Source organism: Halomonas sp. Bachu 37 (assembly GCF_039691755.1).
GTDB lineage: Bacteria > Pseudomonadota > Gammaproteobacteria > Pseudomonadales > Halomonadaceae > Vreelandella > Vreelandella kashgarensis.
Window position 1 is genome coordinate 3,347,204 of sequence record NZ_CP137552.1, and the last position, 24,270, is coordinate 3,371,473.

Sequence of the window (24,270 nt, forward strand, 5' to 3'; positions counted from 1 at the left end):
CAACAACAATTGCCTCGTTTTACGCGGGGTTGGGGGTTCTATGTCCGTTCTACACAAGCAACCAGTGGCGATCGCCTTGAGCGTCGCTCTTGCTACCGCCGCCGGCAGTGCCCAAGCGAATATCAGCGATGACGAGATTCGTATCGGCTACCTTGCCGACATGTCCGGGCCCTACCGTGACCTGGCCGGTCCCGGCGGCCTGGAGGCGCTCAACATGGCCGTCGAGGATCACGGCGGCAAAATCAACGGCGCACCGATCGTGGTGTTCAGCGGCGATGACCGTAACAGCGCCGATGTCGGCGCCAACACGGTGCGCGAATGGATCGACCAGCGCAACGTCGACATGGTCGCGGGGCTCGTCGCCTCGTCCGTCACCATTGCCGCCACGCAGCTGCTGAACGAGCATGACAAGCTCGGCATGGTATCGGGTGCCGCCGCGCTGGGCATTACCAACGAGCACTGCACACCCAACCACATCCAATGGGTCTATGATACCTACGCCATGTCCAACGGCGCGGCCAAGGCCATCCTGGAGGAGGGAGGCGACAGCTGGTTCATGATCACCGCCGATTACGCTTTCGGCCACTCGCTGGAGAATGATGTATCCGACGTGGTCACAGAACACGGCGGCGAGGTGGTGGGAAGCGTGCGCCATCCGCTCAACACCAATGACTTCTCTTCCTATGTGCTGCAGGCCCAGAACTCCGGCGCCAAGATAATCGGCCTGGCCAATGCCGGAGCCGATACGGTGAACGCCATCAAGACCGCTGGTCAGTTCGGCCTGGCGCAGTCCGACCAGTCACTGGCGGGATTGATGGTGTTCCTCAATGACATCAAGGCGCTCGGCCTGGAGAACACTCAGGGCATGCAGCTCACCACCGGCTGGTACTGGGACATGAACGATCAGGCCAGGGCATGGGCCGAACGCTACCAGCAACGCACCGGTAGCATGCCGACCATGGTCCAGGCCGGCGTCTACTCCAGCACCATGCACTACCTGAATGCGGTCGAGGCGAGCGGCACGGACGATACCGCAAGCGTACGTGCCAAGATGCAGGAAACGCCGGTCAACGACATGTTCGCCACCGATGGCTATATTCGCGACGACGGACGCATGGTGCATGATATGTACCTGGCGGAGGTCAAGTCACCGGCGGAATCGAAAGACGAGTGGGATCTTTACCGTATTCTGCGCAACATCCCCGGTGATGAAGCCTTCCAGCCCCTGGCGGAAAGCCGTTGCCACCTGATCAATCCCTGATTCGGGTAACAAGACTGCCGTCGACGAGAAGGAGGTCCGTCCTTCTCGTCGACGCTTTGACCTGGAGCCGAACATGCATGTCGATGAAGCGATTCAAACCCGGAAGTCCGTGCGGCGATTTCTGCCCACGCCAGTGGATCGGGCCATGGTGGAACATATACTAGCGGTGGCAAGCCGCGCCCCAAGCGGCAGTAACATCCAACCCTGGAACGTACATGTCGTGGCGGGTGCCGCCAAAGACCGACTCTGCCAACGCCTGCTGGATGCCGTCGACCACGGCCGAAGCGATACACCTGAATACCACTACTATCCGCAGAACTGGTTCGAGCCCTACCTGGAGCGCCGCCGACGATGCGGCTTTGGTCTCTACGAGACCCTTGGCATCGGTCGTGGAGACAAAGCCGAACGCGAAGCGCAGGCGCGGCGGAATTTCCACCTGTTCGATGCCCCCGTGGGGCTCTTCATCACCATGGATCGCCGCCTGGAAGCGGGTAGTTTCATGGACTGCGGCATGTTTATCCAAAGCGTGATGCTGGCCGCCCGCGGCCAGGGGCTGCACACCTGCCCACAGGCAGCTTTTGCCTGGTACCACACCCTTATCCGTGATGAACTCAAGCTAGATGAAAACGCGCTACTGCTCTGCGGCATCGCGCTGGGGCATGAAGACCCGGACGCGCCCGAAAATCATTTTATTACGCAGCGTGAACCGGTGAGCGGATTCGCCAGCTTTTACGGTTAGGCACTTAGCTTTGTGGCTTTTCCACTCCAGAAGAGGTAGGTAATTCGGAAGTGCAGTGGCCACAGCGAGTCGCCTTGATCGGCACGGTCATCAAACAGAAAGGGCAGGCTTTTTCGACGGGGCTCTTGGGCTCCTCCGTTTCTTCCCGCTTCAGCCGATTGATGGTACGCACCAGCAAGAACACAGCGAACGCGACGATGAAAAAGCTCACCACGGCATTGAGAAACAGGCCGATATTCAGCGTGACGGCCCCCACGCTCTGGGCTTCGGCCAACGTTGCGTAAGGGGCCGGCGCGGTCCCTTGACGAAGCACGATAAACAGGTTGGAGAAATCAACACCGCCAACCAGCAAGCCGATGACCGGGTTCATCACGTCAGCCACCAGGCGTTGCACGATAAGCGTGAACGCACCGCCGATAATGATGCCCACCGCCATATCGACGACATTGCCTTTCACCGCAAACTCACGAAATTCCTTGAAGAACTTTGTCATATATCACTCTCAGTCTCGTCGATTTGTTTAAGCCATGCTCTTGGCGCCATTATCCAATCCGAGCATGGGTTAGAGCTCGTTGGGGCAAATGACTAGTTGTTATATAAAGTTATCGCAGTTGAATGCATGACATATGTCAGCGGAGCCCGCAAGGCAGAGGTGGACCGGCTTTTTTATTGCATATTAAAGTCAAGCCAATTACTAATTAACTTCCTTCAACACGATCTGGATCAGATTTTCTTATTTTATTGTGATCACACCCTCCTCCATGATGGCGCGCGGCCGATAACTAATTTGTCGGACGTGTCGTTCCGGCAAGCGCCTGGCCTATAACAATATCAATGGCTACAGGTACACCGATTGAGAGAGGGTCGCTATGAAACGTCTGCTTGAAAATTTGTCGGTCAAGGCCAGCTTGACCACTATATTAGGAATCTTCTCGGTCCTGATCGCAGTGGTAGCTTTTCTGGGATACCAGTCGAGCACCATGGCCGCCGACGCCATCGATGAGCTTAATACCATCAACGTTCGCCAGTTGAGTGAGCTCAACCGTGCCCAGGTAAACGTTGCCGATACGCAGTTGGGCTTTCTCAATCACCTCGATGCCCTTAATGAAGGAAATACCGCCTTGGCCGGGCAGTACCTGGAAGCCAGCAAGCAGTTCCTGGCTACCGCCCAGCAGCGCTTTGCGGCGTTCGCCGCCGTGCCCAAGTCAGCTCAGGGGCAGCCCTATGCCGATACGCTCGAATCGGTGTTCTCGCGCTTGATGACCCAGGGACTCGAGCCTCAACTGGCAGCGTTGCAACGGGGTGACGAGCGGGCTTACCGAGCCGCCAAGCGTGAAGGTGACGCAATCAATCAGGAATTCATCCAGGCCAACCAGGCCTTCGTGGCCTACGCGAGCGAGCGCGGAGTCGACCTGATGGCGAGTTTTCGCGATACCATAGCACGCTATAGCGTCATCGGCCTGGCGGTACTGCTGCTGGTCGTCGCCTGCGTTATCGCAGTCCGGATGGGTATGGTGCGATTGATCATCCGTCCGCTTCAAGAAGCAGTGGAACATTTCGAGCGGATTGCCAAGGGCGATCTCTCACGCACGATCGCTGAGCGCGGGCGTAACGAGATTGGCCAGCTGTATACCGCCATGCAGCACATGCAGTCCGGACTTTCCCAGACGGTGTCCTCCGTGCGTGACAGCAGCGGTTCGATCCATATCGGCGCCAGCGAAATTGCCAGCGGCAATAATGATCTTTCCTCGCGCACCGAAGAGCAGGCGGCATCCCTGCAGGAGACAGCCGCGAGCATGGAGCAACTGACCGCCACCGTGCGCCAGAATGCCGAGAATGCCCGCCAGGGCAGTAGCCTGGCCAAGGAAGCCTCGAGCACGGCCAGCCGGGGCGGCGAAGTGGTGAATGAGGTCATCGATACCATGGGCGGGATTACGGAGAGCTCGCGCAAGGTCACCGAGATCATCAGCGTCATTGACTCCATCGCCTTCCAGACCAACATCCTGGCGCTCAATGCTTCGGTCGAAGCGGCTCGTGCCGGCGAGCAGGGGCGCGGCTTTGCGGTCGTCGCCAGCGAAGTGCGCACTCTGGCCAGTCGAAGTGCTGAAGCCGCGGGCGAGATCAAGCGCCTGATCGAAGCCTCGGGCGAGCAAATTGCCAAGGGTTCGACGCTGGTTGAAAGTGCTGGCGCCACGATGCAGGAAATACTCTCCTCGGTGCATCGCGTGACCGACATCATGGACGAGATTTCCGCCGCCTCGCAGGAGCAGAGCTCGGGTATCGAACAGATCAATACCGCCGTATCGCAGATGGACGAGGTCACTCAGCAGAACTCCGCCCTGGTCGAGCAGGCCTCGGCGGCGGCGGCTTCGCTCGAAGGACAGGCTGCACAGCTCGAAGCAGCCGTGGCCACCTTCAAGCTCTCATCGCATGAGCAGTCCCATACACTGGCGGCACCCTTAGCAGGGATATTACCCAATCGCCAGGCGTCTCCGCCTTTGACCACCAAGACCACCGTGGAACGTTCACCCCCTCAGAGGGAAGCCGAGGCGGAGTGGGCCGAGTTCTGAGCACTTGACCATAGTGTTCGATCATGGGGCGCTTATGCGCCCCATTTTTATGGCTTATACCTCTCGGATTCTTTAACCCTACCGGTCACGCTTGCGCTTATTACCTGCAACAATTTTTGCGCGAATAGCGTCGGTGCCTCCACCGAAGGCACGTGGCCCACGCCGTCGAGGATCTCCAGCGGCGCGCCATCAAGCTCGGCGGAGAGCGCTTCAAGCGTCGCGGGCGGGGTCGCCATATCCTTGCTGCCGCCGAGGAGCTGCACGTTGACGCGCTTGTCCGAGAGCTTGCCGGTGAAGGTATCGCGGCCGAGCATTTCACACAGCTGGGCGTAGGATTCATCATCTCCACGACCCATTTGGATGCACCAACCGGGCTTGAGCGCGGGGCTTTGCTCAAACGCCGCCGGGGCAAACCAGCGCGGCACGATCTCTTGCGCCATCGCCGCGAGCCCTTCCTGGCGCACGCGGTCGGCACGGGTATTCCACAGGTCCGGGTTGCCGATCACCGCGCCGGTATTGGTCAGCGTGGCGGAAAGCAGTCGCTCGCCATGCTCGGCAATCAACTGCTGACCGACCACGCCGCCAATCGAAGTACCGGCGAAGTGAAAGCGCTCGGCACCGGCAAGCCCCACCAACGCCAAGGCCTCGAGAGCCAAGTCGGCGGGTGTGATCTGTTCACCGCTCACCGCCTGGCTGGCACCGTGGCCGGGTAGGTCCCAGGTCAGCACCCGATAATGGGGCAACAGCGCGGGGAGGAGGTCATCCCACACCGCCTGGGTCATGCCCAGCGGATGCGCCAGCATCACCAGCGGGTTAGCTTCCGCGCCGAGTAGCCGGTAGGCCACGCTGCGGCCGCCGATCGAGTGAAATGCCATAAAGACTCTCCCGTCAGACCCGTTCGATCAGCGTGGCGATGCCTTGGCCGACGCCGATACACATGGTGCACAGCGCATAGCGACCCTGCTTGATCTCAAGCTCATGCATGGCGCTGGTGATGATGCGCGCCCCCGACATGCCCAGCGGATGGCCGAGGGCGATAGCACCGCCGTTGGGGTTAACCCGCGGGTCGTTGTCGTCGATACCCAGTTCGCGCAGGCAGGCCAGGGCCTGGGCGGCGAAGGCTTCGTTGAGCTCGATATGGTCGAGCTGGTCGAGGCTTATGCCGAGACGCTTGAGCAGCTTCTGCGAGGCCGGCACCGGGCCGATGCCCATGATGCGCGGCTCGACCCCGGCGGTGGCCATACCGTGAATGCGCGCCATAGGTGTGAGGTTATAGCGCTTCACCGCCGCTTCGCTGGCGACGATCACCGCCGCCGCGCCGTCGTTGACGCCGGACGCATTACCCGCGGTCACCGAGCCCATCACGCTGGAACCGGCAGCGCGGAATGGTGTAGGCAGGCTGGAGAGCTTTTCGATTGTGGTTTCCCGCGGATGCTCGTCGGTATCGAAAACCAGCGGCTCCTGTTTGCGACGCGGAATCTCGATGGGCACGATCTCGCGGGCCAGGCGGCCGCTTTCCTGGGCGCGCTTGGTCTTGACCTGCGAATCAAAAGCGAACTGGTCCTGGTCTTCGCGGGAGACCTTGAACTGCTCGGCGACGTTCTCGGCCGTTTCCGGCATCGAGTCGACCCCGTACTGCTTTCTCAGCAAGGGATTGATGAAACGCCAGCCGATGGTGGTGTCTTCCAGGGTCTGGGTACGCGAGAAGGCGGTCTCGGCCTTGCCCAGCACGTAGGGCGCCCGCGACATCGACTCCACGCCGCCGGCGATCATTAACTCGGCTTCACCGGCGCGTATCGCACGCGCCGCGGTGCCGATGGCGTCCATGCTCGAACCGCACAGACGGTTGATGGTGGTGCCGGGCACGCTGGTCGGCAGGCCCGCAAGTAAAGCCGACATGCGCGCCACGTTGCGGTTGTCCTCGCCGGCCTGGTTGGCGCAGCCCATGATCACGTCGTCGATGCCGGCCGGATCGAGACCCGGGGCGCGGGCCAGCAGCGCTTCGAAGATGCGCGCGGCGAGATCGTCGGGGCGCATGCCCGCAAGCGTGCCGCCGAACTTGCCGACCGCCGAACGGACCGGGTGACATAGATAGACATCGTTCATTACATGACTCCTTATTCGCCGGCGTGGGCGCGTTCGGTGCGGTCTTTCAACTCGCGCAGGATTGTCAGCTCCTTCTCGCTGGGCTCGGGAGTACTCTCCAGTTGCTCGGCGAAACGGATGTCCCAACCGGTCGCATCAATCACGTCCTCACGGCTGACGCCGGGGTGCAGCGATACTACGACCAGTTCCTTGGTCTCGGGGTCGGGCTTCATCACGCACAGGTCGGTGATCACCCGCGTGGGGCCCTTGCCGATATTGGGCACGTTATCGCGCCCTTTGCCGTCGCGCCCGAACCCTAGCGTAGTGACGAAATCGACGTCTTTCACGAACGCCCGCTTGGAGTGCTTCAGGGTGATGAACACTTCACCGGCGTTGGTGGCGATTTCCGGCGCCCCGCCGCCGCCCGGCAGGCGAACCTTGGGGGCCTTGTAATCGCCGATCAGCGTAGTGTTGAGGTTGGCGAAGCGGTCGATCTGCGCGGTCCCCAAAAAGCCCACATCCACCTTGCCGCCCTGCAGCCAGTAGCGGAACATTTCCGGTACCGCCACGGTGGTCAGCGCCGATTCACACAGTTCGCCATCGCCGATTGAGAGCGGCAGAATCTCGGGCTTGGTCTGCAGTGTGCCGGACTCATAGATCAGCACCACGTCGGGTGCGTGAGTCAGACGCGCCAAGTTGGCGGCCTCCGACGGCAGGCCAATGCCCACGAAGCAGGTGGTGCCGTTTTCCAGTGCCCGCGCCGCGGTGACGGTCATCATTTCAGCGGAGGTATATTCGATACTCATCAGGACTGCCCCCCTGCGTTGTAGATGTTTTCGTCGAGCCAGGCCGTGAACGTGTCACGGTCGCGGGCAATGGCGTCCCATTCTTTATAGAAACGGTTGCTGCGGCCGTAGTACCCATGAGTGTAGGAGGGCAGCGCGCCCTTCTCCGCCACGGCAATGGTGCTTATCGCCCAGCCGGGAATCACGCAGGCGTTGGGGTGGGCATTGAGGTCATCGACGATCTCTTCCACCGTGACGATGCTGTGCTTGGCCGCCAGCACCGCCTCTTTCTGCACACCGACAATGCCTTCCACCAGCACGTTGCCCTGGCGGTCCGCCCGTTGGGCGTGAATGATCGAGACATCCGGGCGAACCGACGGCACCGCGGCAAGGCGCTCGCCGGTGAACGGGCATTCGATGAACTTGATCTGGTCATTGACGCTGGGCAGTTCGCTACCCACGTAGCCGCGCAGCACCGCCAGCGGCAAGCCCGCCGCCCCGGCTTCAAAGGCGCAGGCCATGGCCGCGTGGCTATGCTCGAGAATTTCGACCTTGTGCGGCCAGCCTTTCTCGACGGCATCGCGCAGACGGTGCAGCGAGCCGACACCGGGGTTGCCACCCCAGGAAAAGATCACTTTCTTGGCGCAGCCCGCACCGATCATTTGATCGTAGATGATATCCGGAGTCATACGGATCAGCGTCAGGTCGCGCTTTTTCTGCCGGATCACTTCGTGACCCGCGGCAAACGGAATTAGGTGGGTAAAGCCTTCCATGGCCACGGTGGCGCCGTCTTCGACGTAGCGCGCCACGGCGTCATGCAGGCTGAGGAACTCGGCCATAGGGGTTCGTCTCCTGGTGTTGCAGCGTACTGTGATCAGGCTTCCCATAGGCGATGACGCTATGGGAAAGATTTTGTTCGCAAAGTGAACATAGATTTGTAATGCGAACAAACTAATCCTCAAGCTTCCAGCCGTCAAATCAGCAAAATCGCCAGGCGTCTGCGAAGCTAGACACAAAAAGTATTAATAATCTTTTAAAAACAGTAATTTGCTTTGTAAAATCCCGAACGACCACGATACGGGCGAAGACAGCTTTCCACGAAAGTATAAGTCTTGAAGGCTATACCGTCGCCACCGGCGTCACCGGCGAACCAATCGCCCCCGGCAGGCGCAGCGGCGGTGCCGTCAGCAAGAACCGGTTGCGCTCACGGTCATGCAGCCACTCCGCCAGGTCTTTCAGATACCATAGCTCCGCCAGCGGCAATCCCAGTTTGAACAGGCAGTGGTGATGCAAGGGCAGCTTGGAGCAACAGTCCGCGTCCAGCTCGCGATCCAGGTTTTCCACCGCGTAGTTATCGGCACAGATCGCTGCGATACCGCTCTCGGTGATCCACTCCAGCAGGGCCGGATCGCTGCCATCGAGTACCGCCCCGGTGTTTTTCAGCACGTCCGGCTGCGGCGTGCCCTGCATGTCCAGTAGTGCTTCGGCAAACCCCGTGCGCAACACCAGCATATCGCCACGCTCCACCACCACGTTCAGTTGTTCCAGCGCCTCCATCAACTCCTTGTAACCTATCAGCGTTCTCCCCGCGCCGAAGACCCGGACCAGGTCCACCAATACGGCCCGGCCCTGCATGCCATGTGCCGCCAACGTCTCGATCCCCAGGCGCCCGGCATAGGAGTCGTGTCGCTGGGCCGTCTCCGCACTCAGGTCGAGCACATCCTGCTCCGCCAGGTAGCCGTTGTAATAGCGGCGCTCCGGCGTACCGTCATCATCGCCATCGAACAGAGCCCCCACATGAGCCAGGGAGTCCCACTGGGTGGAGTACTGCAAAGACAGCTGGACCTGATCATCACTGATGACGTCACGCAGCGCGGGAGTATGAGTGGCCAGGGGAAAGTTGATGTACTGATCGTCGCCCAGGGCCGTCGGGGTCAGCTTCGGCGGTGAACGGCGCGGATTCAGCACCTTGCCGCCAGGTATATCCAGGGGTAGCGACAAGCAGAACGTTACTCCCTCATGTACTTCCTTGACGCCCTTGAGTACCTGTTCCGGCCCGATCAGGTTGACACGACCCAGCTGGTCATCAGGACCGAATTCACCCCAGTTGCTGCCCTCGGGACGTTTCTTCCAGCGCGGCTGGTTCATGGCTCGTCTCTCCTTGAGTGTTGCGCGGCGATTTCGATGATGCGTTGCAGGTTTTCCCGCTCCCTGGCCTGGTGCTGCGTACGGGACTCGTCACTCCAGCGGTAGAAACCTTGTCCCGCCTTGGCCCCCAGACGCCCTTGAGCGACGTACTCTTCGAGAAGCGCCGCGGGCTCCTGGCGTGCCTCGAGATCCGGATAGAGGTAGCGGGCGATATTCAAGTGAGTATCCAGCCCGTTGAGATCACGCTGGCACAAGGGGCCGTTGAGCGCCATGCGTATGCCGATGGAGTACTGCACGATATCGTCCAGCGCCTCGGCCTCGACTACCCCTTTTTCCAGCAGGGAGAGGCATTCGCGCATCACCGCATGCTGGATCCGATTGGCGACGAAACCGGGCACACAGGTATTGAGTACCGCCGGACGTTTCCCCAACCGCTTGAGCCAGCGGCACGCCTCTTCCACTACCGCCGCTTCGGTGTGGCTGCCGGGCACCACTTCCACGGCGGGAACGATATCCGCCGGGTTGAAGAAATGCGTTCCCACAAAGCGCTGCGGCAGGCGCATAGCGCTGCCGATGTCGTCGATCGGAATACCGGAAGTATTGGTCATGATGACGGTGGTATCGGCCACGCTGGCTTCGATTTGCGCCACCACCTTCCGCTTGACCGCGACGTTCTCGGTCACGCTCTCGATGACGAAATCAGGGGCCCCCGCCGACTGCAAATCCGTGGTGAAGCGAATCGCGGCCGCATGGGTTCCTATACTCAGGCGGCTGGCATCCAGCACCTGCGGATTGGTATCCACCACGGTGACTTGGACATTATGCGCCGCCATCAACTTGGCCAGGGTAGTGCCCATGGTGCCGGCACCCACCACGACGGCCTGCAATGAATCGTCCTGCATTAGCTCTCCTTCCCTTCGCCTAGCCCGGGCTCTATTCAAGCGGACCTAGACAAATGTCGCATTGAATAAAATCATTCGCGGGTCAACCATCGGCTCAATAAAACGAACTTATGTACGCTATGCGTACATAGTAGACAACGACAAACACGCCGACAATATGAGGCCGCTTTCCATGAATGCGCTGGCAAATTTCTTCACCCGGTTAGTCAACCGCTACATGCCCGACCCGCTGGTCATCGCCATTCTCCTGACCGTACTCACCATGCTTCTGGCGGTGCTCATGCAAGGCACCAGCCCGTTGGATGCGGTGCGCTACTGGGGCGATGGGTTCTGGGACCTGCTGGCCTTCAGCATGCAGATGACGGTCATCCTCCTGGCGGGCTACATCCTGGCCAAGACGCCATTGGTGGATGGCGCCCTCAATCGCCTCGCCGCGCGGGTCAAGACACCGTTCGTGGCTATCGTCGTCGCTACCCTGGTGGGCGGAATCGGCAGCTGGTTGAACTGGGGGTTCGGTCTGGTGATCGGCGGCATCGTCGCTCAGAAGCTGGCGCTCAACGTGAAGGGCTTGCACTACCCGCTGGTGATCGCCGCGGCGTATTCGGGCTTCGCGCTCTACGGTATCGGCCTGTCCGGAAGTGTGCCGTTGCTGATCGCCACTGAAGGGCATTTCCTTCAGGACGCTATCGGACTGATCCCGCTGAGCGAAACGATTTTCTCGCCCATCCTGTTGATCACCAGTGCGCTTATTCTTCTGACTCTCCCCTTCTTCAATGCCTGGCTGCATCCCAAAGACATCAAGGATGTCGTCGAAATCGACCCGTCCTCAGTCGCAAAACCTTCCGCACCTCCCCTTGGCAGCGGTGACAAGATCACCATCGCCGAGCGCTTGAACCGTAGCCGGGTTGTCGGCATCGGCATCGGCTTGCTGGGCATGTTATATATCGCGCTATATGCCGTGGATGGCGGTTCGCTGAACCTCAATACCGTCAATTTCGCCTTTCTGTTCCTAGGGGTACTGCTGTTTGCCTCGCCGGCCAATTACCTGGCCGCATTGGCGGACGGGATTCGTATCGTCTCCGGTATCATCGTGCAATACCCTTTCTACGCCGGGATCATGGGGATTCTGGTGAGCTCGGGCCTGGTGGTGTCCTTCGCCAACACCTTCGTCGATATTTCCAGTGCGCAAACCCTGCCTATCTGGTCGTTCATCAGCGGCGCCATCATCAACCTGCTGGCACCGTCCGGCGGCGGCCAGTGGGCGGTCCAAGGGCCGGTCATGGTGCAAGCCGCCACGGAAATCGGCGCGTCCCAGGCGGCCACGGCGCTCGCGGTTCAAATCGGCGACCAGTGGAGCAACATGATCCAACCGTTCTGGATCCTCCCGGTGCTGGCCATCTCGGGCTTGAAGTTGCGCGACGTGATGGGCTACATGGTGCTGATCCTCATCTATCTGGGAATCATCTACGGCAGTGCCATGCTGATCTGGGGCTACCTCGGCGCCTAATTACGCTTATCAACAGGAGATTTGCCCATGCCTTTTCTGATCGAGACCTTCGACAAGCCCGACCGTCAGGCCCTGCGCCTGGAGGTACGCCAAGCTCACCTTGAGTACCTGGATGCCAACGTCCATCTCCTGCTGGCCTGTGGCGCCAAACTCTCCGATGACGGCGAAACGGCGTCCGGCGGCATCTATCTGGTCGATCTGGATAGCCGCGAGGAGGCCGAGCGTTTCATCGAGGCCGACCCCTTCCACCAGGCGGCGTTGTTCGCCGAGGTCAAGATCGTGCGCTGGCGGCAGGCCTACCTGAACCGGAAGAACACCCTGTAGCAAGCACAATGGAGAAACGCGATGTTGTTTCATGTGGAAATGGTGGTGAAGCTGCCCCCGGACATGCCGGCCGAGCAGGCCGCTGAAATTAAAGCGAAGGAAAAAGCCTACTCGCAGGAGCTGCAACGTCAGGGCAAATGGCGTCATCTCTGGCGGGTCGCCGGTAGCTACGCCAACGTCAGTATCTTCGACGTCAGTGACAACGCCGAGCTCCAGGAACTCATCAGCGGCTTACCCCTGTTCCCCTACATGGATATCCAGGTGAAACCGCTCTGCCGTCACCCCTCCTCGGTACGCGATGACGATACCTAAAGCGGCCTCTAGCGCCTCGCCGTTTACCGGCGAGGCGCTTCTCTGCAGTTCCCTGTGAATTGATATGCCTATGACGAGGACACCTGAATGAGCCAAGACGCTGCTCAAAGTAACGGTACTCAAGACCACCGCACTCAAGACCATTGTGCCGTCGTGACCGGTGGTGCAAGAAACATCGGCCAGGCCATCGCCCTGCGCCTGCAGCAGGATGGCTATCATGTCATCGTGGTGGATATCGTCGAGCCGGAAGCGGACTCACTAAAAGCGGAGGCGCGACTGGTCGACCTGGCCGATGCCGACGCCACCCGGCGGGCGATGGAGGAGATCGCCGCGCACCATACGGTGACTCGGTTGATCAATAACGTGGGCATCGTCGCTCCGGCGTTGATCGAAGAAGCGCAGCTCGAGGATTTCGACAAGTTGATGCACCTGAACGTACGTTCGGCGCTGGTCTGCACCCAGGCTCTGTTGCCCTCCATGAAAGCTTCCGGCATGGGGCGTATCGTGCTGAATACCAGCCGCGTGGTACTGGGCAAGGAAGCGCGCACCATCTACAGCGCCACCAAGGGCGCGCTGCAGTCCATGGCGAGGACCTGGGCACTGGAGCTGGCGCAACACGGCATTACCGTCAATTGCGTCGCCCCCGGGCCCATCGCCACCAGCGCCTTCTGGCAGAACAACCCACCGGATTCCGAACGCGCCCGGCGCATCATCGACAACATCCCGCTAAAGCGCATGGGCCAGCCCGAGGACGTGGCCCAGGCGATCAGTTTCTTCTGCGATGAGCGTAGCGGCTTCATCACCGGACAGACTCTTTTCGTCTGCGGCGGTGTCACGGTCGGCTAGGCGGATGCCTAGCCGGGGGCGCCTAGCCGGGGGCGCCTAGCCGAGGCTTTTACTTCACCACACCTTTTTGCCGCAGGGCGCTGATCTGTGCAGCGTCCTTGTGAAGCAGGCGCTCCAGCACGCTATCGGTATCCTCGCCCAGGCGCGGGGGCGGCTTGCGGTACTCCAAGGGCGTCCGTGAGAACTTGGTAGGATTGGCCACGCCGGGCACCACACCACTATCCGTCTCCAGTTCCACTTTCATGCCCCGGGCCCGCACTTGGGGGTCGTCGAATACCTGTGCGATATTCTGGATCGGCCCGCAGGGAACGCTGATGGCGCCCAGCATCTCGATCCATTCGCGGCTGGTACGGGTGCGGGTGATCTCCACCATGATCGGCACCAGGTCGAGCCGATGTCTGACCCGCTCGGGATTGGTACTGAAACGAGGGTCGGCCGCGAGCTCGGGGCGTCCCACCGCCTCGCAAAAGCGCTGGAACTGGCCATCGTTGCCGATGGCGATGATCACTTTCTCTCCATCCGCCGTCGGGAACGGCTGGTACGGCACCAGGTTGGGATGGTATTCACCGGTACGGGTCGGTGGCGAGCCGCTGCAGAAATAGTTGAGCGCCTGATTGGCCAGCCAGCTGACCTGAACGTCGAGCAGGGCCATATCGATATACTGCCCTTCCCCGGTGCTGTGGCGGTGATGCAGCGCACCGAGGATGGCGATGGTGGCGTTCATCCCGGTGGTCAGGTCGGATACCGCCATGCCCACCCGCTGCGGCCCGGCGCCAGGCTCACCGTCTGCCGCCCCGGTGATGCTCATCAAGCCCGCTTGCGCCTGGATCAGGTAGTCGTAGCCGGCCATCGAGGCCATGGGCCCGGTCTGGCCGAAACCGGTGATTGAGCAGTAGATCAAGCCGGGGTTGATAGCTTCCAGCGTGGCGTAATCGAGCCCCTTGCGCGCCAGGCCGCCGCTCTTGAAATTTTCCACCAGAATGTCACTGTCCGCCGCCAGCTCGCGAACCAGCGCCTGCCCTTCCGGCTGGCCGATATCCACCGTCACCGAGTGCTTGCCGCGATTGGCGGAAAGGTAGTAGGCCGATTCCCGGGTGTCCTTGCCCTCCTTATCCTTCAACCAAGGGGGACCCCAGTGGCGCGTATCGTCGCCAAGAGTTGGGTGCTCGATCTTGATCACCTCGGCACCCATGTCGGCCAGTATCTGCGTACACCACGGGCCTGCCATTACGCGACTCAAGTCCAGCACCCGTAATCCTGTCAGCGGTCCCGCCATTGCAATTCTCCGGTAGTCGTCACACTTGCTGTGATTCGTCAGCGTTGCGCGCTTCACGCCGCGATGACACAAAGCGGTAAATCGCCAGGGCGATGGAGCCTACCGTCAGGGCGATGAAGAACCAGGTGATGGGTCCGCGCACGAAAATCGACAGATCATTGGAACCGATCAGCAGGGAGCGGCGCAGGTTGTCTTCGAACATCGGGCCGAGGATGAAACCGATCAAGAACGGCGCTGCCGGAATGGCGGCACGATTGAAGACATAGCCCAGCACCCCGAAAGCCAGCATCACCCATATATCAAAGGTGTCGTTGTTGACCGCATAAGCGCCGTAGACGCAGAACATCAGTACGATGGGAAAAAGAATCGACTTGGGAATATCGGCGATCAACGAGAAATACTTGATCGCCGCATTGCCCACTACCAGCAGCACCACGGAACTGAACATGATGCCCATGAACAGCGCATAGATCAGTGACAGGTTTTCCTGGAACATGACCGGACCGGGCGTCAGCCCATGCACCATGAACGCCCCGAGGATGATCGCCGTGATGACATCACCCGGAATACCCAGGGAGAGCAGGGGAATCATCGTCGCCCCGGCCACCCCATTGTTGCCGGCCTCGGCGGCGGCCACACCCTCCACTTCGCCCTTGCCGAAGTTCGCCTTGTTGGGCGAGCGCCGGCGAGCATCGCTGTAGGAGATGAACGCGGCGGCGGTGGCCCCGGTACCCGGGATCGCGCCGATGATGACCCCGATCAAGCTGCCGCGCACAATGCTTTTCAAGCAACGCTTGAGCTCGGAAAAGGCCAGTCCCGCCCCACTCGCCTTGGTCTGGAAGTGGGGAACCGCCTTCTTGCGATAGAACTCGATGATTTCAGGAATAGCGAAAAGGCCGATCAGCAACGGGATGAAGGAAATGCTATCCATCAGGTTGTAGTTGCCGAAGGTGAGACGCTGGGAGCCAAAGACGTCATCAAGCCCCACCATGGACAGCAGTATACCCAGCAAGGCGGCCATCAAGCCCTTGATCATGGAGCCGCTGGCCAGGGAAATGATGATGGTGAGCGAGAAGCAGATCAGCCAGAAAAATTCCGGCGCCCCGAAGTTTAGGGCGATCTTGGCCAGGTAGGCGGCAAAGAAGATCAACGCGATATTGGAGATGAAATCGGCGATAACCGAGGAATAAAGCGCGGTTTTCAGTGCTTTCTTGGCATGACCTTGCTGGGCCATGGGATAGCCGTCCAGCAACGTGCAAGCAGACGCGGGAGAGCCCGGGGTCCGTATCAGTATGGCCGTGATCGAACCGCCATACATTCCCCCCTTGTAGATCCCCACCAGCAGCAGAATAGCGGCAATCGGCTGCATGGAAAAGGTGAACGGCAGCGCCAGCGCCACCGCCATGGTCGCCGTCAACCCGGGGATGGAGCCGACGACCACGCCGATTACCACACCTATGGCGATCGCCAGGAAGTTATCCAGGCTAAAGAATATCTGTATGACTTCCGAAAAGTTTTCCATAGTTCACCCAGAACAGGAGTCGTTCACCCGAACCAATAATGGTTCACCCAGAGCAGTGGTTAGCGATTCAGAACCAGAACGGCATCATCGGAAGCGGCACGTTCATGATCTCTACAAACAAGAGCGACACGACGATGGGAAACAGGAACGCCAGACTATAGACCCACCACGTGCGAACGGGGTGTGCCACGAAGAGCACCAGCGTTGCCAGAATTCCGCAGATTATAGCGCCCAAGGTCTCGAACAGGGCGACATAGATCACCAGCGCCACCACCATCATCACGAAACGCTGGGGCGACCCTTTTTCGATGGTTCGTTCATCCGCCTCGGTATCGCCTTCCACCAGCAACCCTTGGAAGATAAGGAGAACGGAAAACAGCAGGATCAACCAACCAACGATCTCCGGCAGCCACCGCGGTGACATCATCGGATTTTGCAGAATCGGCGGCTCGTTTATGAAGTTGGGCACCAGGTAAAAAACCAGCACAAGGGAAAAGCCCAGCAGGACGATTCCCGCGATCACGTCGCCGGTATCCTTAATCTTCAACCTACGTTTGGATTCCGAGGTAGTCATTACTGCCTTCTCCAGAAAAACAAGAGAGGCGAGGGCGCAAGCCCTCGCCTCAGTGCTTGATGGGGAGACTACCTAGCTCACTGGCTGATGCCAGCCTGCTGGGCGACTTCTTCCCAACGCTCGACTTCGTCGGCGATGAATTGCTTGAACTCTTCACCTTCGACTTGGCCCGGCTCGGCGCCCAGCTGCTCGGCGAAGTCCAGGAACTCTTCACGCTCCATGACCTTGTCCAAGGCATCCTTCATGACGCTTTGCGCTTCTTCCGGGAAGGAGTTGTGCGCAATCAGGCCGAACCATGCGGTGGTGACGAACTGGTCGAGATTGTACTCACCGATTTCCGACAGAGTGGGAACGTCGGGCAGATACTCGGAGCGCTCGGCGGAGGTAACGGCCAAGGCACGCAGGTCACCCGAGCGGATATGCGAAAGCACGGTCGGCATGTTCTCGAACGAGACATCCACGTCGCCACCCAGCAGGGCAGGAAGCGCCGCGCCGCTGCCGGCAAATGGTACCGCCGTCATGTTGGTGTCGGTCAATGTCTTGAACAGCTCGCCGGACATGTGGATGGAGCTGCCCACGCCACTGTGGCTGAACGTCATGTTCTCTTCTTTCGCCGCTTCGACGAATTCAGTGACGTTTTCGTAAGGGCTGTCCGCCGGTACCACCATGACGTTGGGAATGTCGATCATGTTCTGCAGGAAGACGAAATCCTCGACCGGATCGTAGCTCAGGTCAGGGTAGATCGCGGCACCGATGGTGTGACCTGGTGATGCCATCAGAACAGTATGATCGGCATCGCGACCACCACGAGCGAGACGGCCGGTACCCACGGTGGAACCCGCACCCGGGCGATTTTCCACGACCACGTTGGCATCGAGCTCCTGCTGGAGAAGATCGGCGACGCGACGCGACAGCACATCGGTGGTGCCACCCGGTGCGTAGGGAACTACCAGGCGAACGTCATCGGTCGGCCATTCATCGGCGCTGGCGGAGGAAACGGTCAGGCCGAGTGCCAGGGCGCTGCCGCAGGCGGCCATGCATGTTGCGTTGAGAAGTTTTTTCATCAGATCGAATCCTGTTGTATTTTGTGGTCTTTGTTCGCGATGCGTACATGTATTCGCAAAACATGGAAGCAGGTTACTGTGATCTTCCCTTGGGCAAAAACCCAACTTTAGTCGTACCCAGGTAAAAATGGCCTTGCGCCAAGCGAAGATCCGCTTGAACAAGCAACCAAATGTTCGCATAACGAACAAATCTGCGTTATTGTTTTTATCATCTTATTTATAGCACTTAAAGGAAGAGGTTACGTCACCATGCAGGACGACGTTCTAAGCCCCGAGAGCCGTGATTTCGTCACGGCTCTGGCCAGCGGACTCGAAGTCATCAGGGCGTTTGACGATGCACACCCCCGGCTAACGCTAAGCGAAGTGGCGGCGCGTACGGGCATGAACCGGGCCAAGGCACGGCGTTTTCTGCTGACCTTGCATGCACTCGGCTACATCCGAAAGCAGCAACGCCAATTCGAACTCGCTCCGCGAGTCCTGCAACTCGGCTATGCCTTCCTGTCGGCCAATAACTATCAGGGCGTCATCCAGCAATGTCTTGAGGATATAACCGTCGAGATCGGCGAATCCTCGTCGCTGGGAGTATTGGATGGAAATGATGTGATATACGTGGCACGTTCGGCGGCAAAGCACCGCCTGATGGCGATTTCCCTCTCCGTCGGCACACGCCTGCCGGCCGCCCACACCTCCATGGGGCGGGTACTGCTGGCACAACTGCCCGATGCGGAGCTGGAGCAGTACCTTGCCCAAGTAACCCTCGAGCGTCACACCAACAAGGCCGTGACGTCGGCCGATGAGTTGCGCCGTCATATTCTGGCGGCGCGACAGCAGGGCTATGCCCTGGTCGACCAGGAGCTGGACCCCGGGTTACGCTCCCTGGCGGTACCCGCCTTCGATGCGAGCGGCAAGTTGCTTGGCGCCATCAATATCAGCACCAACGCCGCTCGCGTGGACCTCGAGACCCTATTGCGCGATTACCTTCCGGTATTGCAGCGCAAAAGCCGTCAGATCCGTTCATTGGTGCATTAGTCAGATACGTTCATTGATGTATTATCCGTTCATTGGTGTATTAATGGTGGGCAATTCGCTACGGCTTTCCCTGGCCGGCGGCAAGAATCGCGTCCAGGGCGGCCTGATAGCCCTGGACACCCAGGCCGGCGATTACTCCGTCGGCACGCAACGAGACATAGGAGTGATGGCGGAAACTTTCACGCTTGTGCACGTTGGAGATGTGGACTTCGTACACGGTGCCTTCGAAGGTATGCAAGGCATCCAGCAACGCCACTGACGTATGGGTGTAGGCGGCGGGATTGATGATGATCGCCCGGGTACCGTCGAGCCGCGCGGCATGAATGGCATCGATCAATTCACCTTCATGGTTGCTCTGCAAGCAGGCCAGCTCCCAGCCGGCCACCGTGGCTTTCTCTTCCAGGCGCTGGTTGATATCGGCCAGGGTGGCATGGCCGTAGAGCTCCGGTTGTCGGGTACCCAAGAGATTGAGATTGGGGCCGTTGAGTACGAGTATCTTGCGCGTTTCCACTAACTCTCTCCTAGTCTCGTTGACGTCATCTGGCGCCGGGCCAGGCGCTGGCCGGCCCATGCCGCCGCCAACCACAGCAAGGGGCTGCCGACGGCATACACCAATGCCGTCAAGCCATTGCTTTGCTGCCACAATTGTAGGGTCTCAAGGCTGAACAGGGAAAAGGTGGTAAAACCGCCGCAAAACCCGGCGATCAGAAATGGTTGCCAGCGGGCGATCCAGCTCGATTGCAGTGCCGACGCACGCGTGGCAAACCAGGCGATCAATGCCGACCCCACCAGGTTGACGGCCAAGGTTCCCCACGGGAAAGCGGGTCCAAAGACACTCAGACTGATAAGCGAGACAAGATAACGTGCCCCCGTGCCCAGGCCGCTGCCTAGCGCCACCCCCAGATAGTTCGCCACTGTTTCTCGATTCACTTTCGATTCACCGGCCCGCTTCCCATGTCGCTCTGCCATTGACCCTTTCGTTCTCACCCTAGCCGGCCACCTAACCACCATCCCGCCGCAGCCAGGGCGATACCACCGAGGCAGGAAATCGTCATGTTGCTTATCGCCGCCAGGAGGCGCCCCTCTTGCCACAGTGAAAGCGTCTGCAGGCTCAGCGACGAGACGGTGGAATAACCGCCCAGCAGGCCGGCGGCCAACAGTGTCCAGGCCTGGGGAGTGGTGGAAAGGTCCGGCGACAGCAAAATTCCCGCCGCCAGACCGATCAGGAAGGCGGCGGATAGATTGACCACAAGTGTGCCCCAGGGAAAGGCCGTGCCGATCCACCTTGCCAATGTATTGGAGACGGCCACCCGTGCCACCCCGCCCAGTGCACCTCCCAGCATGACCCAGCCCAACCCGCTCGCTACAATCATCACTTCCCTCTTGCCGTGTTCGCTCTTGGCCCGCCATGCTCGCCGCAAGTTACCGGCGTGCTACATTGCATCGTTACCGACACGAAAGGAGCCGGGCAATGCCCTTGCCGCTGTATCTCGGCCTGGCCATGTGGGCCAACCAGGAGTGGGCCGGTAGCCTGTATCCGCCCCATGCGGGGCACGATCTGCTGGGCGAGTACGCCCACATCTTTACCGCCGTTGAAGGCAATACGACGTTCTATAGCGGGGCTCCACGCATGGAGACCCTACAATCCTGGGCACGACAGGCACCGTCTGAGTTTCGTTTCTGCTTCAAGCTGCCGAGTCGAATCACTCACGAACAGCGCCTCTCTCGATTGGAGGACGCCTGGGGCTTCCTCGACGCCCTGGCTCCGCTGCATGATCGCCTGGGGCCAACCATGGTGCAACTGCCTCGGGATTTCGGCCCTCGCGAGCTACCCAGGCTGGAAGCGTTACTGGCAAGCTGGCCGAAGGCGCTGCCCTGTGCCGTGGAGGTACGCCATCCCGAGTTTTTCCACAAGGGCACGGCAGAAACCGCTCTCAACCGATTGTTGATAACTTATCGGGCCAACCGCGTCATGTTGGATGTACGGCCACTGTTTTCCACCGATCCCCAGGGCCACCCGGGCATGGCCAAGGCTCAGCAGGAAAAGCCGAAACTCCCGCTACACGTGCTTTCCACGGGAGACCAGCCGATCATTCGTTTCATTGGCCATATTGACAAAGACGTTAATCAACGCTACTTCCAGCCGTGGGTAGCGCGTCTAAACCTGTGGATAAATCAGGGGAAAACCCCTTTCTTGTTTGTGCATACCGCAGATAACCGGGATGCTCCGCGCATGGCTCGTAGCCTTTATCCACCGCTGGCAAAGGCGGCTGACCTGCCATCATTACCCCCCTTCGCCGATGAGCAGCAATCCGAACTGTTTTAATGCACTGTTTCAGTGCGACCTGCTGGCATGCTCGCCTTTGATCGGATAAATTGCCTCCTCTTCGGAAATAGTAAGCATGTGGACACTTTTCCGAATAGCGACGACCCAAACATTGCCGGGCAAGTCGCCGGTATAGGGCACGCAATGAATCAAAACAATTCAACTCGACACGTCTATCCAATAAAAAGGTGATGTATGGCGAAACTAGCGCATGCGCAATGGTCTTCACGAATGACCTTTGTGCTGGCCGCTGCCGGTTCGGCAGTGGGACTGGGGAATATCTGGCGTTTTTCCTACCTGGTGGGGGATAGCGGGGGCGCAGCGTTCGTCCTGGTCTACCTGGCGTGTGTGGCTCTGGTCGGGATGCCGGTACTGGTTGCGGAGTGGATGATCGGCCGCAGAGGACAGAAAAACCCCATCAATAGCATGGTGGATCTGGCAAGACAGCACGGCAAGAGCCCAGCTTGGGCCCTGGTAGGCGCCAGCGGGGTACTGGCGGCCTTCCTGATCCTGTCGTTCTACAGTGTGATCGGCGGCTGGTCGCTCAACTACACCCTGGGTTCGGTCATCGGTACCTTCAGCGGCCAAGACGCCGATGGCGTCAGCGAATTGTTCGGCGGCATGCTGGGCGACCCCACTACACTGCTGCTGTGGCATAGCGCCTTCATGCTGCTGGTGATCGGCATCGTGGCGCGTGGCGTGACCAAGGGGCTGGAGAGCGCGGCACGCTCGATGATGCCGGCCCTGATCATCCTGCTGTTGATTCTGGTCGGTTACGGCGTTGCCAGCGGCCACTTCGGCGAGGCGCTGGCCTTCATGTTCCAGCCCGACTGGAGCGCGTTGAATGGCGGCGTAGTGCTGGCGGCCATGGGCCAGGCGTTCTTCACCCTGTCGCTGGGCATGGGCATCATGATGGCCTACGGCTCCTACCTCGGTGAAGACGTCAACCTACTGAGTACGGCACGCACGGTCATCATTCTGGATACCGCAATCGCCTTGCTGGCGGGCCTGGCGATCTTCCCCATCGTCTTCGCCAACGGTTTGAGCGCCGGCGAAGGACCGGGGTTGATCTTCGTCACCCTGCCACTGGCGTTCGGCAACATGACCGGCGGCACGCTGCTCGGCCTGATGTTCTTCCTGCTGCTGACATTCGCCGCCCTGACCTCGGCCATCTCGCTGCTCGAACCGGTGGTGGAAATGATGGAGGAGCGCACCTCGATGCCTCGCGTCACGGCTACCGTGGTGAGCGGGATCACGGTCTGGCTGCTGGGGGTGGCCGCCTTGCTGTCGTTCAATGTGTGGGCTGACTTCACGATCGTCGGTCTCAACATCTTCGACCTGCTGGATACCTTTACCAGCAAGATCCTGCTGCCGTTGACCGGCCTGGGCGCTATCGTCTTCGTGGCCTGGTGTCTCAAGCGCGAAAGCGTGGAAGCCGAGCTGGGCCTGTCCGCCACTGGCGTCAGTGTATGGAACGTAATCGCTCGTTTCGTGGCCCCCATCGGGGTAGTAGCCGTGTTCGTCGCCGGCTTGATCTAAGCCGCGACTGCGCGTCAAGACAGGGTCTCGCCATTCGGTGGCGGGACCCTTTGTTCAATGCGAATCGCCTATAACTTAAGCACGAGTCAACTTAAGTACGAGTCGACAGTCGGTGGATAGTGAGCGTGAAGGTCAGTGCAGTTCGCCTTCCAGCTTATCTTCCTCTTCCTCCGGCAACGCAGAGATGGCCCGGGACAACTGTTGAAACTCCCGATGCAGCTCGATCCCCCGGCGGGCCCGCAGGCTACGCTGCGCGGCGCTACGCCTGCGCTGGGCGTGCTCATCCACTTCCATGCTCATGAAGATGTCCAGTAGCTCGCTCTTGAATGAAGTGATTCGTTCGACGTTTCGCATGATCGACGTTTCCTCCAGCAGAATATGCCTACTTGGTTCTGCCTGCAGTCATCGAGTTTTACTCATGATGCAGTGCGGCACTTCATTTCTTACTATAACTTAGTTGACAAAATGATGACGCTCGCGTGGCGTTTTCGACAACGGCCTTTCAACGCTTCTCTCTCGACTTGCCCATTTAGTCGATGACTCAGGCATACTGTGCCGGGCGCCTTGCCGGCGCCGCATGAATCATTACCAAGGAGCTGAACGTGAGTCGCGCCCTGTTCGATGAAATGAGACGCCGCATGGAGCACTTTCGCCGCTCCGAGCAAAAGGTGGCGCGCTTTGTGCTGCGCAACCCCGATGAAGTGATCCATATGCGTATCGTCGACCTGGCGACCGAAGCCAAGGTCAGCGAGCCCACCGTGGTGCGTTTCTGCCGTGCGCTGGGTTGCAACGGCTTCCAGGACTTCAAGCTCCAACTGGCCCAGATGCTGGCCACCGGCAGCCAGTTCGCCCAGTTCTCGATGAACGATAGCGACTCGGTGGCGGAGTTCTCGCACAGTATCTTCGACTCCACCGTCGGCACCCTGCTGTCGGTACGCGACCGGCTCGACAACGAGGCGCTGGGTCGGGCGGTCAATGCTCTGGCCATGGCCAACCGGGTCGAATTCTACGGTTTCGGCGCCTCCGGCGCGGTGGCCTTCGATGCCCAGCACAAGTTCTTTCGCCTGCAGATTTCCACCTCCGCCTACGCCGACCCGCACATGCAGAACATGTCGGCAGTGACGCTCAAGCCGGGCGACGTAGTGGTGGCAATCTCCCAGACCGGGCGCACCAAGGCATTGGTCGCAAGCGTCCGCCTGGCGCGCGAGGCCGGGGCCACGGTGATCGGGCTCTGCCCCAGTGGTTCGCCGCTGGCCGAGGAAGTCACTCTGCCGCTGTATATCGACGTGCACGAGGACACCGAGATCTATACCCCCATGAGTTCGCGCATTGCCCACCTGGTCCTGGTCGACGTGCTGGCCGTCGGCGTGGCCAAGACCCGCGGTCCGCACCTGGCCGAGCAGCTCAAGGCGGTGAAGAAGAGCCTGACGCCGCTGCGCTTTCCCGAAGAAGGATGAAGGC

26 protein-coding genes are annotated in these 24,270 nt (G+C 60.0%); 11 read left to right on the forward strand and 15 right to left on the reverse strand.

What is annotated here, in order from left to right:
* The first annotated feature begins 40 nt into the window (after positions 1-40).
* Both R5M92_RS15430 and R5M92_RS15435 read left to right on the forward strand, forming a co-directional pair.
* Positions 41-1,261: an ABC transporter substrate-binding protein gene (locus R5M92_RS15430; protein ID WP_346796851.1), complete on the forward strand. Its 1,221-nt coding sequence runs from the start codon at positions 41-43 to the stop codon at positions 1,259-1,261.
* A gap of 73 nt (positions 1,262-1,334) precedes the next feature.
* Positions 1,335-2,000 carry a nitroreductase gene (locus R5M92_RS15435; RefSeq protein WP_346796852.1) on the forward strand — a complete coding sequence of 222 codons (666 nt, stop codon included), beginning with the start codon at positions 1,335-1,337 and terminating at the stop codon, positions 1,998-2,000.
* Between the two features lie 4 nt (positions 2,001-2,004).
* Here R5M92_RS15435 and mscL read toward each other — a convergent pair whose 3' ends face one another.
* Positions 2,005-2,493, reverse strand: a complete 489-nt coding sequence (gene mscL / locus R5M92_RS15440; protein WP_346796853.1) for a large-conductance mechanosensitive channel protein MscL — start codon at positions 2,491-2,493, stop codon at positions 2,005-2,007.
* A gap of 376 nt (positions 2,494-2,869) precedes the next feature.
* Between mscL and R5M92_RS15445 the strand changes: the two genes are divergently transcribed.
* Entirely contained in the window at positions 2,870-4,570 is a 1,701-nt protein-coding gene (locus tag R5M92_RS15445; RefSeq protein ID WP_346796854.1) for a methyl-accepting chemotaxis protein, read from the forward strand.
* Positions 4,571-4,617: 47 nt separating this feature from the next.
* Here R5M92_RS15445 and R5M92_RS15450 read toward each other — a convergent pair whose 3' ends face one another.
* The 6 genes from R5M92_RS15450 to R5M92_RS15475 all read right to left on the reverse strand — a co-directional run bounded on the left by R5M92_RS15450 (position 4,618) and on the right by R5M92_RS15475 (position 10,490).
* The gene (locus R5M92_RS15450; RefSeq protein WP_346796855.1) at positions 4,618-5,445 is read right to left on the reverse strand and encodes an alpha/beta fold hydrolase; all 828 of its coding nucleotides are present in this window, start codon (positions 5,443-5,445) and stop codon (positions 4,618-4,620) included.
* Between the two features lie 13 nt (positions 5,446-5,458).
* Positions 5,459-6,676: a 3-oxoadipyl-CoA thiolase gene (gene pcaF, locus R5M92_RS15455; RefSeq protein ID WP_346796856.1), complete on the reverse strand. Its 1,218-nt coding sequence runs from the start codon at positions 6,674-6,676 to the stop codon at positions 5,459-5,461.
* Between the two features lie 11 nt (positions 6,677-6,687).
* Entirely contained in the window at positions 6,688-7,455 is a 768-nt protein-coding gene (locus R5M92_RS15460) for a CoA-transferase subunit beta (protein ID WP_346799403.1), read from the reverse strand.
* Between the two features lie 5 nt (positions 7,456-7,460).
* Positions 7,461-8,279: a CoA transferase subunit A gene (locus R5M92_RS15465; RefSeq protein ID WP_346796857.1), complete on the reverse strand. Its 819-nt coding sequence runs from the start codon at positions 8,277-8,279 to the stop codon at positions 7,461-7,463.
* A 280-nt stretch (positions 8,280-8,559) separates the two neighbouring features.
* A complete protein-coding gene (locus R5M92_RS15470) occupies positions 8,560-9,588 on the reverse strand; it encodes a cyclase family protein (RefSeq protein WP_346796858.1) in 1,029 nt (342 codons plus the stop codon).
* Entirely contained in the window at positions 9,585-10,490 is a 906-nt protein-coding gene (locus R5M92_RS15475; RefSeq protein ID WP_346796859.1) for a 3-hydroxyacyl-CoA dehydrogenase NAD-binding domain-containing protein, read from the reverse strand. Before R5M92_RS15475 ends, R5M92_RS15470 begins: the two co-directional genes overlap by 4 nt.
* 172 nt (positions 10,491-10,662) lie before the next feature.
* On the opposite strand from R5M92_RS15475, the gene R5M92_RS15480 reads away from it, so the two are divergent.
* From R5M92_RS15480 to R5M92_RS15495, 4 genes are all read left to right on the forward strand, one after another.
* On the forward strand, positions 10,663-11,997 hold the full coding sequence (locus tag R5M92_RS15480; RefSeq protein ID WP_346796860.1) for a short-chain fatty acid transporter: 1,335 nt from the start codon (positions 10,663-10,665) through the stop codon (positions 11,995-11,997).
* Between the two features lie 27 nt (positions 11,998-12,024).
* Positions 12,025-12,321 (forward strand): YciI family protein, encoded by a 297-nt coding sequence (locus R5M92_RS15485; RefSeq protein WP_346796861.1) that lies wholly within the window; start codon positions 12,025-12,027, stop codon positions 12,319-12,321.
* 21 nt (positions 12,322-12,342) lie between these two features.
* Positions 12,343-12,633 carry a muconolactone Delta-isomerase gene (gene catC / locus R5M92_RS15490; protein WP_346796862.1) on the forward strand — a complete coding sequence of 97 codons (291 nt, stop codon included), beginning with the start codon at positions 12,343-12,345 and terminating at the stop codon, positions 12,631-12,633.
* An 87-nt stretch (positions 12,634-12,720) separates the two neighbouring features.
* The gene (locus R5M92_RS15495; RefSeq protein ID WP_346796863.1) at positions 12,721-13,479 is read left to right on the forward strand and encodes an SDR family NAD(P)-dependent oxidoreductase; all 759 of its coding nucleotides are present in this window, start codon (positions 12,721-12,723) and stop codon (positions 13,477-13,479) included.
* 49 nt (positions 13,480-13,528) lie between these two features.
* On the opposite strand, the gene R5M92_RS15500 is transcribed toward R5M92_RS15495, so the two are convergent.
* From R5M92_RS15500 to R5M92_RS15515, 4 genes are all read right to left on the reverse strand, one after another.
* Positions 13,529-14,755 (reverse strand): CaiB/BaiF CoA-transferase family protein, encoded by a 1,227-nt coding sequence (locus R5M92_RS15500; protein ID WP_346796864.1) that lies wholly within the window; start codon positions 14,753-14,755, stop codon positions 13,529-13,531.
* A gap of 19 nt (positions 14,756-14,774) precedes the next feature.
* Complete coding sequence (locus tag R5M92_RS15505; protein WP_346796865.1) at positions 14,775-16,277, reverse strand: tripartite tricarboxylate transporter permease; 1,503 nt, start codon at positions 16,275-16,277, stop codon at positions 14,775-14,777.
* Positions 16,278-16,344: 67 nt separating this feature from the next.
* Positions 16,345-16,851 (reverse strand): tripartite tricarboxylate transporter TctB family protein, encoded by a 507-nt coding sequence (locus R5M92_RS15510; protein WP_346796866.1) that lies wholly within the window; start codon positions 16,849-16,851, stop codon positions 16,345-16,347.
* Between the two features lie 77 nt (positions 16,852-16,928).
* Entirely contained in the window at positions 16,929-17,915 is a 987-nt protein-coding gene (locus tag R5M92_RS15515; RefSeq protein WP_346796867.1) for a tripartite tricarboxylate transporter substrate binding protein, read from the reverse strand.
* Positions 17,916-18,164: 249 nt separating this feature from the next.
* On the opposite strand from R5M92_RS15515, the gene R5M92_RS15520 reads away from it, so the two are divergent.
* Positions 18,165-18,944, forward strand: coding sequence for an IclR family transcriptional regulator domain-containing protein (locus R5M92_RS15520; RefSeq protein ID WP_346796868.1), 780 nt, complete (start codon positions 18,165-18,167; stop codon positions 18,942-18,944).
* A gap of 58 nt (positions 18,945-19,002) precedes the next feature.
* Here the strand turns inward: R5M92_RS15520 and aroQ are convergent, their stop codons facing one another.
* The 3 genes from aroQ to R5M92_RS15535 are packed head-to-tail and all read right to left on the reverse strand — an operon-like array spanning position 19,003 to position 20,317.
* A complete protein-coding gene (aroQ, locus tag R5M92_RS15525) occupies positions 19,003-19,455 on the reverse strand; it encodes a type II 3-dehydroquinate dehydratase (RefSeq protein WP_346796869.1) in 453 nt (150 codons plus the stop codon).
* Positions 19,455-19,874, reverse strand: coding sequence for a fluoride efflux transporter CrcB (gene crcB / locus R5M92_RS15530; RefSeq protein ID WP_346796870.1), 420 nt, complete (start codon positions 19,872-19,874; stop codon positions 19,455-19,457). Before crcB ends, aroQ begins: the two co-directional genes overlap by 1 nt.
* A 53-nt stretch (positions 19,875-19,927) precedes the next feature.
* A complete protein-coding gene (locus R5M92_RS15535) occupies positions 19,928-20,317 on the reverse strand; it encodes a fluoride efflux transporter FluC (RefSeq protein WP_346796871.1) in 390 nt (129 codons plus the stop codon).
* Positions 20,318-20,415: 98 nt separating this feature from the next.
* Here R5M92_RS15535 and R5M92_RS15540 point away from each other — a divergent pair, with 98 nt between their 5' ends.
* Entirely contained in the window at positions 20,416-21,270 is an 855-nt protein-coding gene (locus R5M92_RS15540) for a DUF72 domain-containing protein (RefSeq protein ID WP_346796872.1), read from the forward strand.
* A gap of 195 nt (positions 21,271-21,465) precedes the next feature.
* Positions 21,466-22,809 carry a sodium-dependent transporter gene (locus R5M92_RS15545; protein WP_346796873.1) on the forward strand — a complete coding sequence of 448 codons (1,344 nt, stop codon included), beginning with the start codon at positions 21,466-21,468 and terminating at the stop codon, positions 22,807-22,809.
* A gap of 132 nt (positions 22,810-22,941) precedes the next feature.
* Here R5M92_RS15545 and R5M92_RS15550 read toward each other — a convergent pair whose 3' ends face one another.
* Positions 22,942-23,163 (reverse strand): PA3496 family putative envelope integrity protein, encoded by a 222-nt coding sequence (locus R5M92_RS15550; protein WP_346796874.1) that lies wholly within the window; start codon positions 23,161-23,163, stop codon positions 22,942-22,944.
* Positions 23,164-23,411: 248 nt separating this feature from the next.
* Here R5M92_RS15550 and hexR point away from each other — a divergent pair, with 248 nt between their 5' ends.
* Positions 23,412-24,266 carry a transcriptional regulator HexR gene (hexR, locus tag R5M92_RS15555; RefSeq protein WP_346796875.1) on the forward strand — a complete coding sequence of 285 codons (855 nt, stop codon included), beginning with the start codon at positions 23,412-23,414 and terminating at the stop codon, positions 24,264-24,266.
* Positions 24,267-24,270 lie beyond the last annotated feature (4 nt).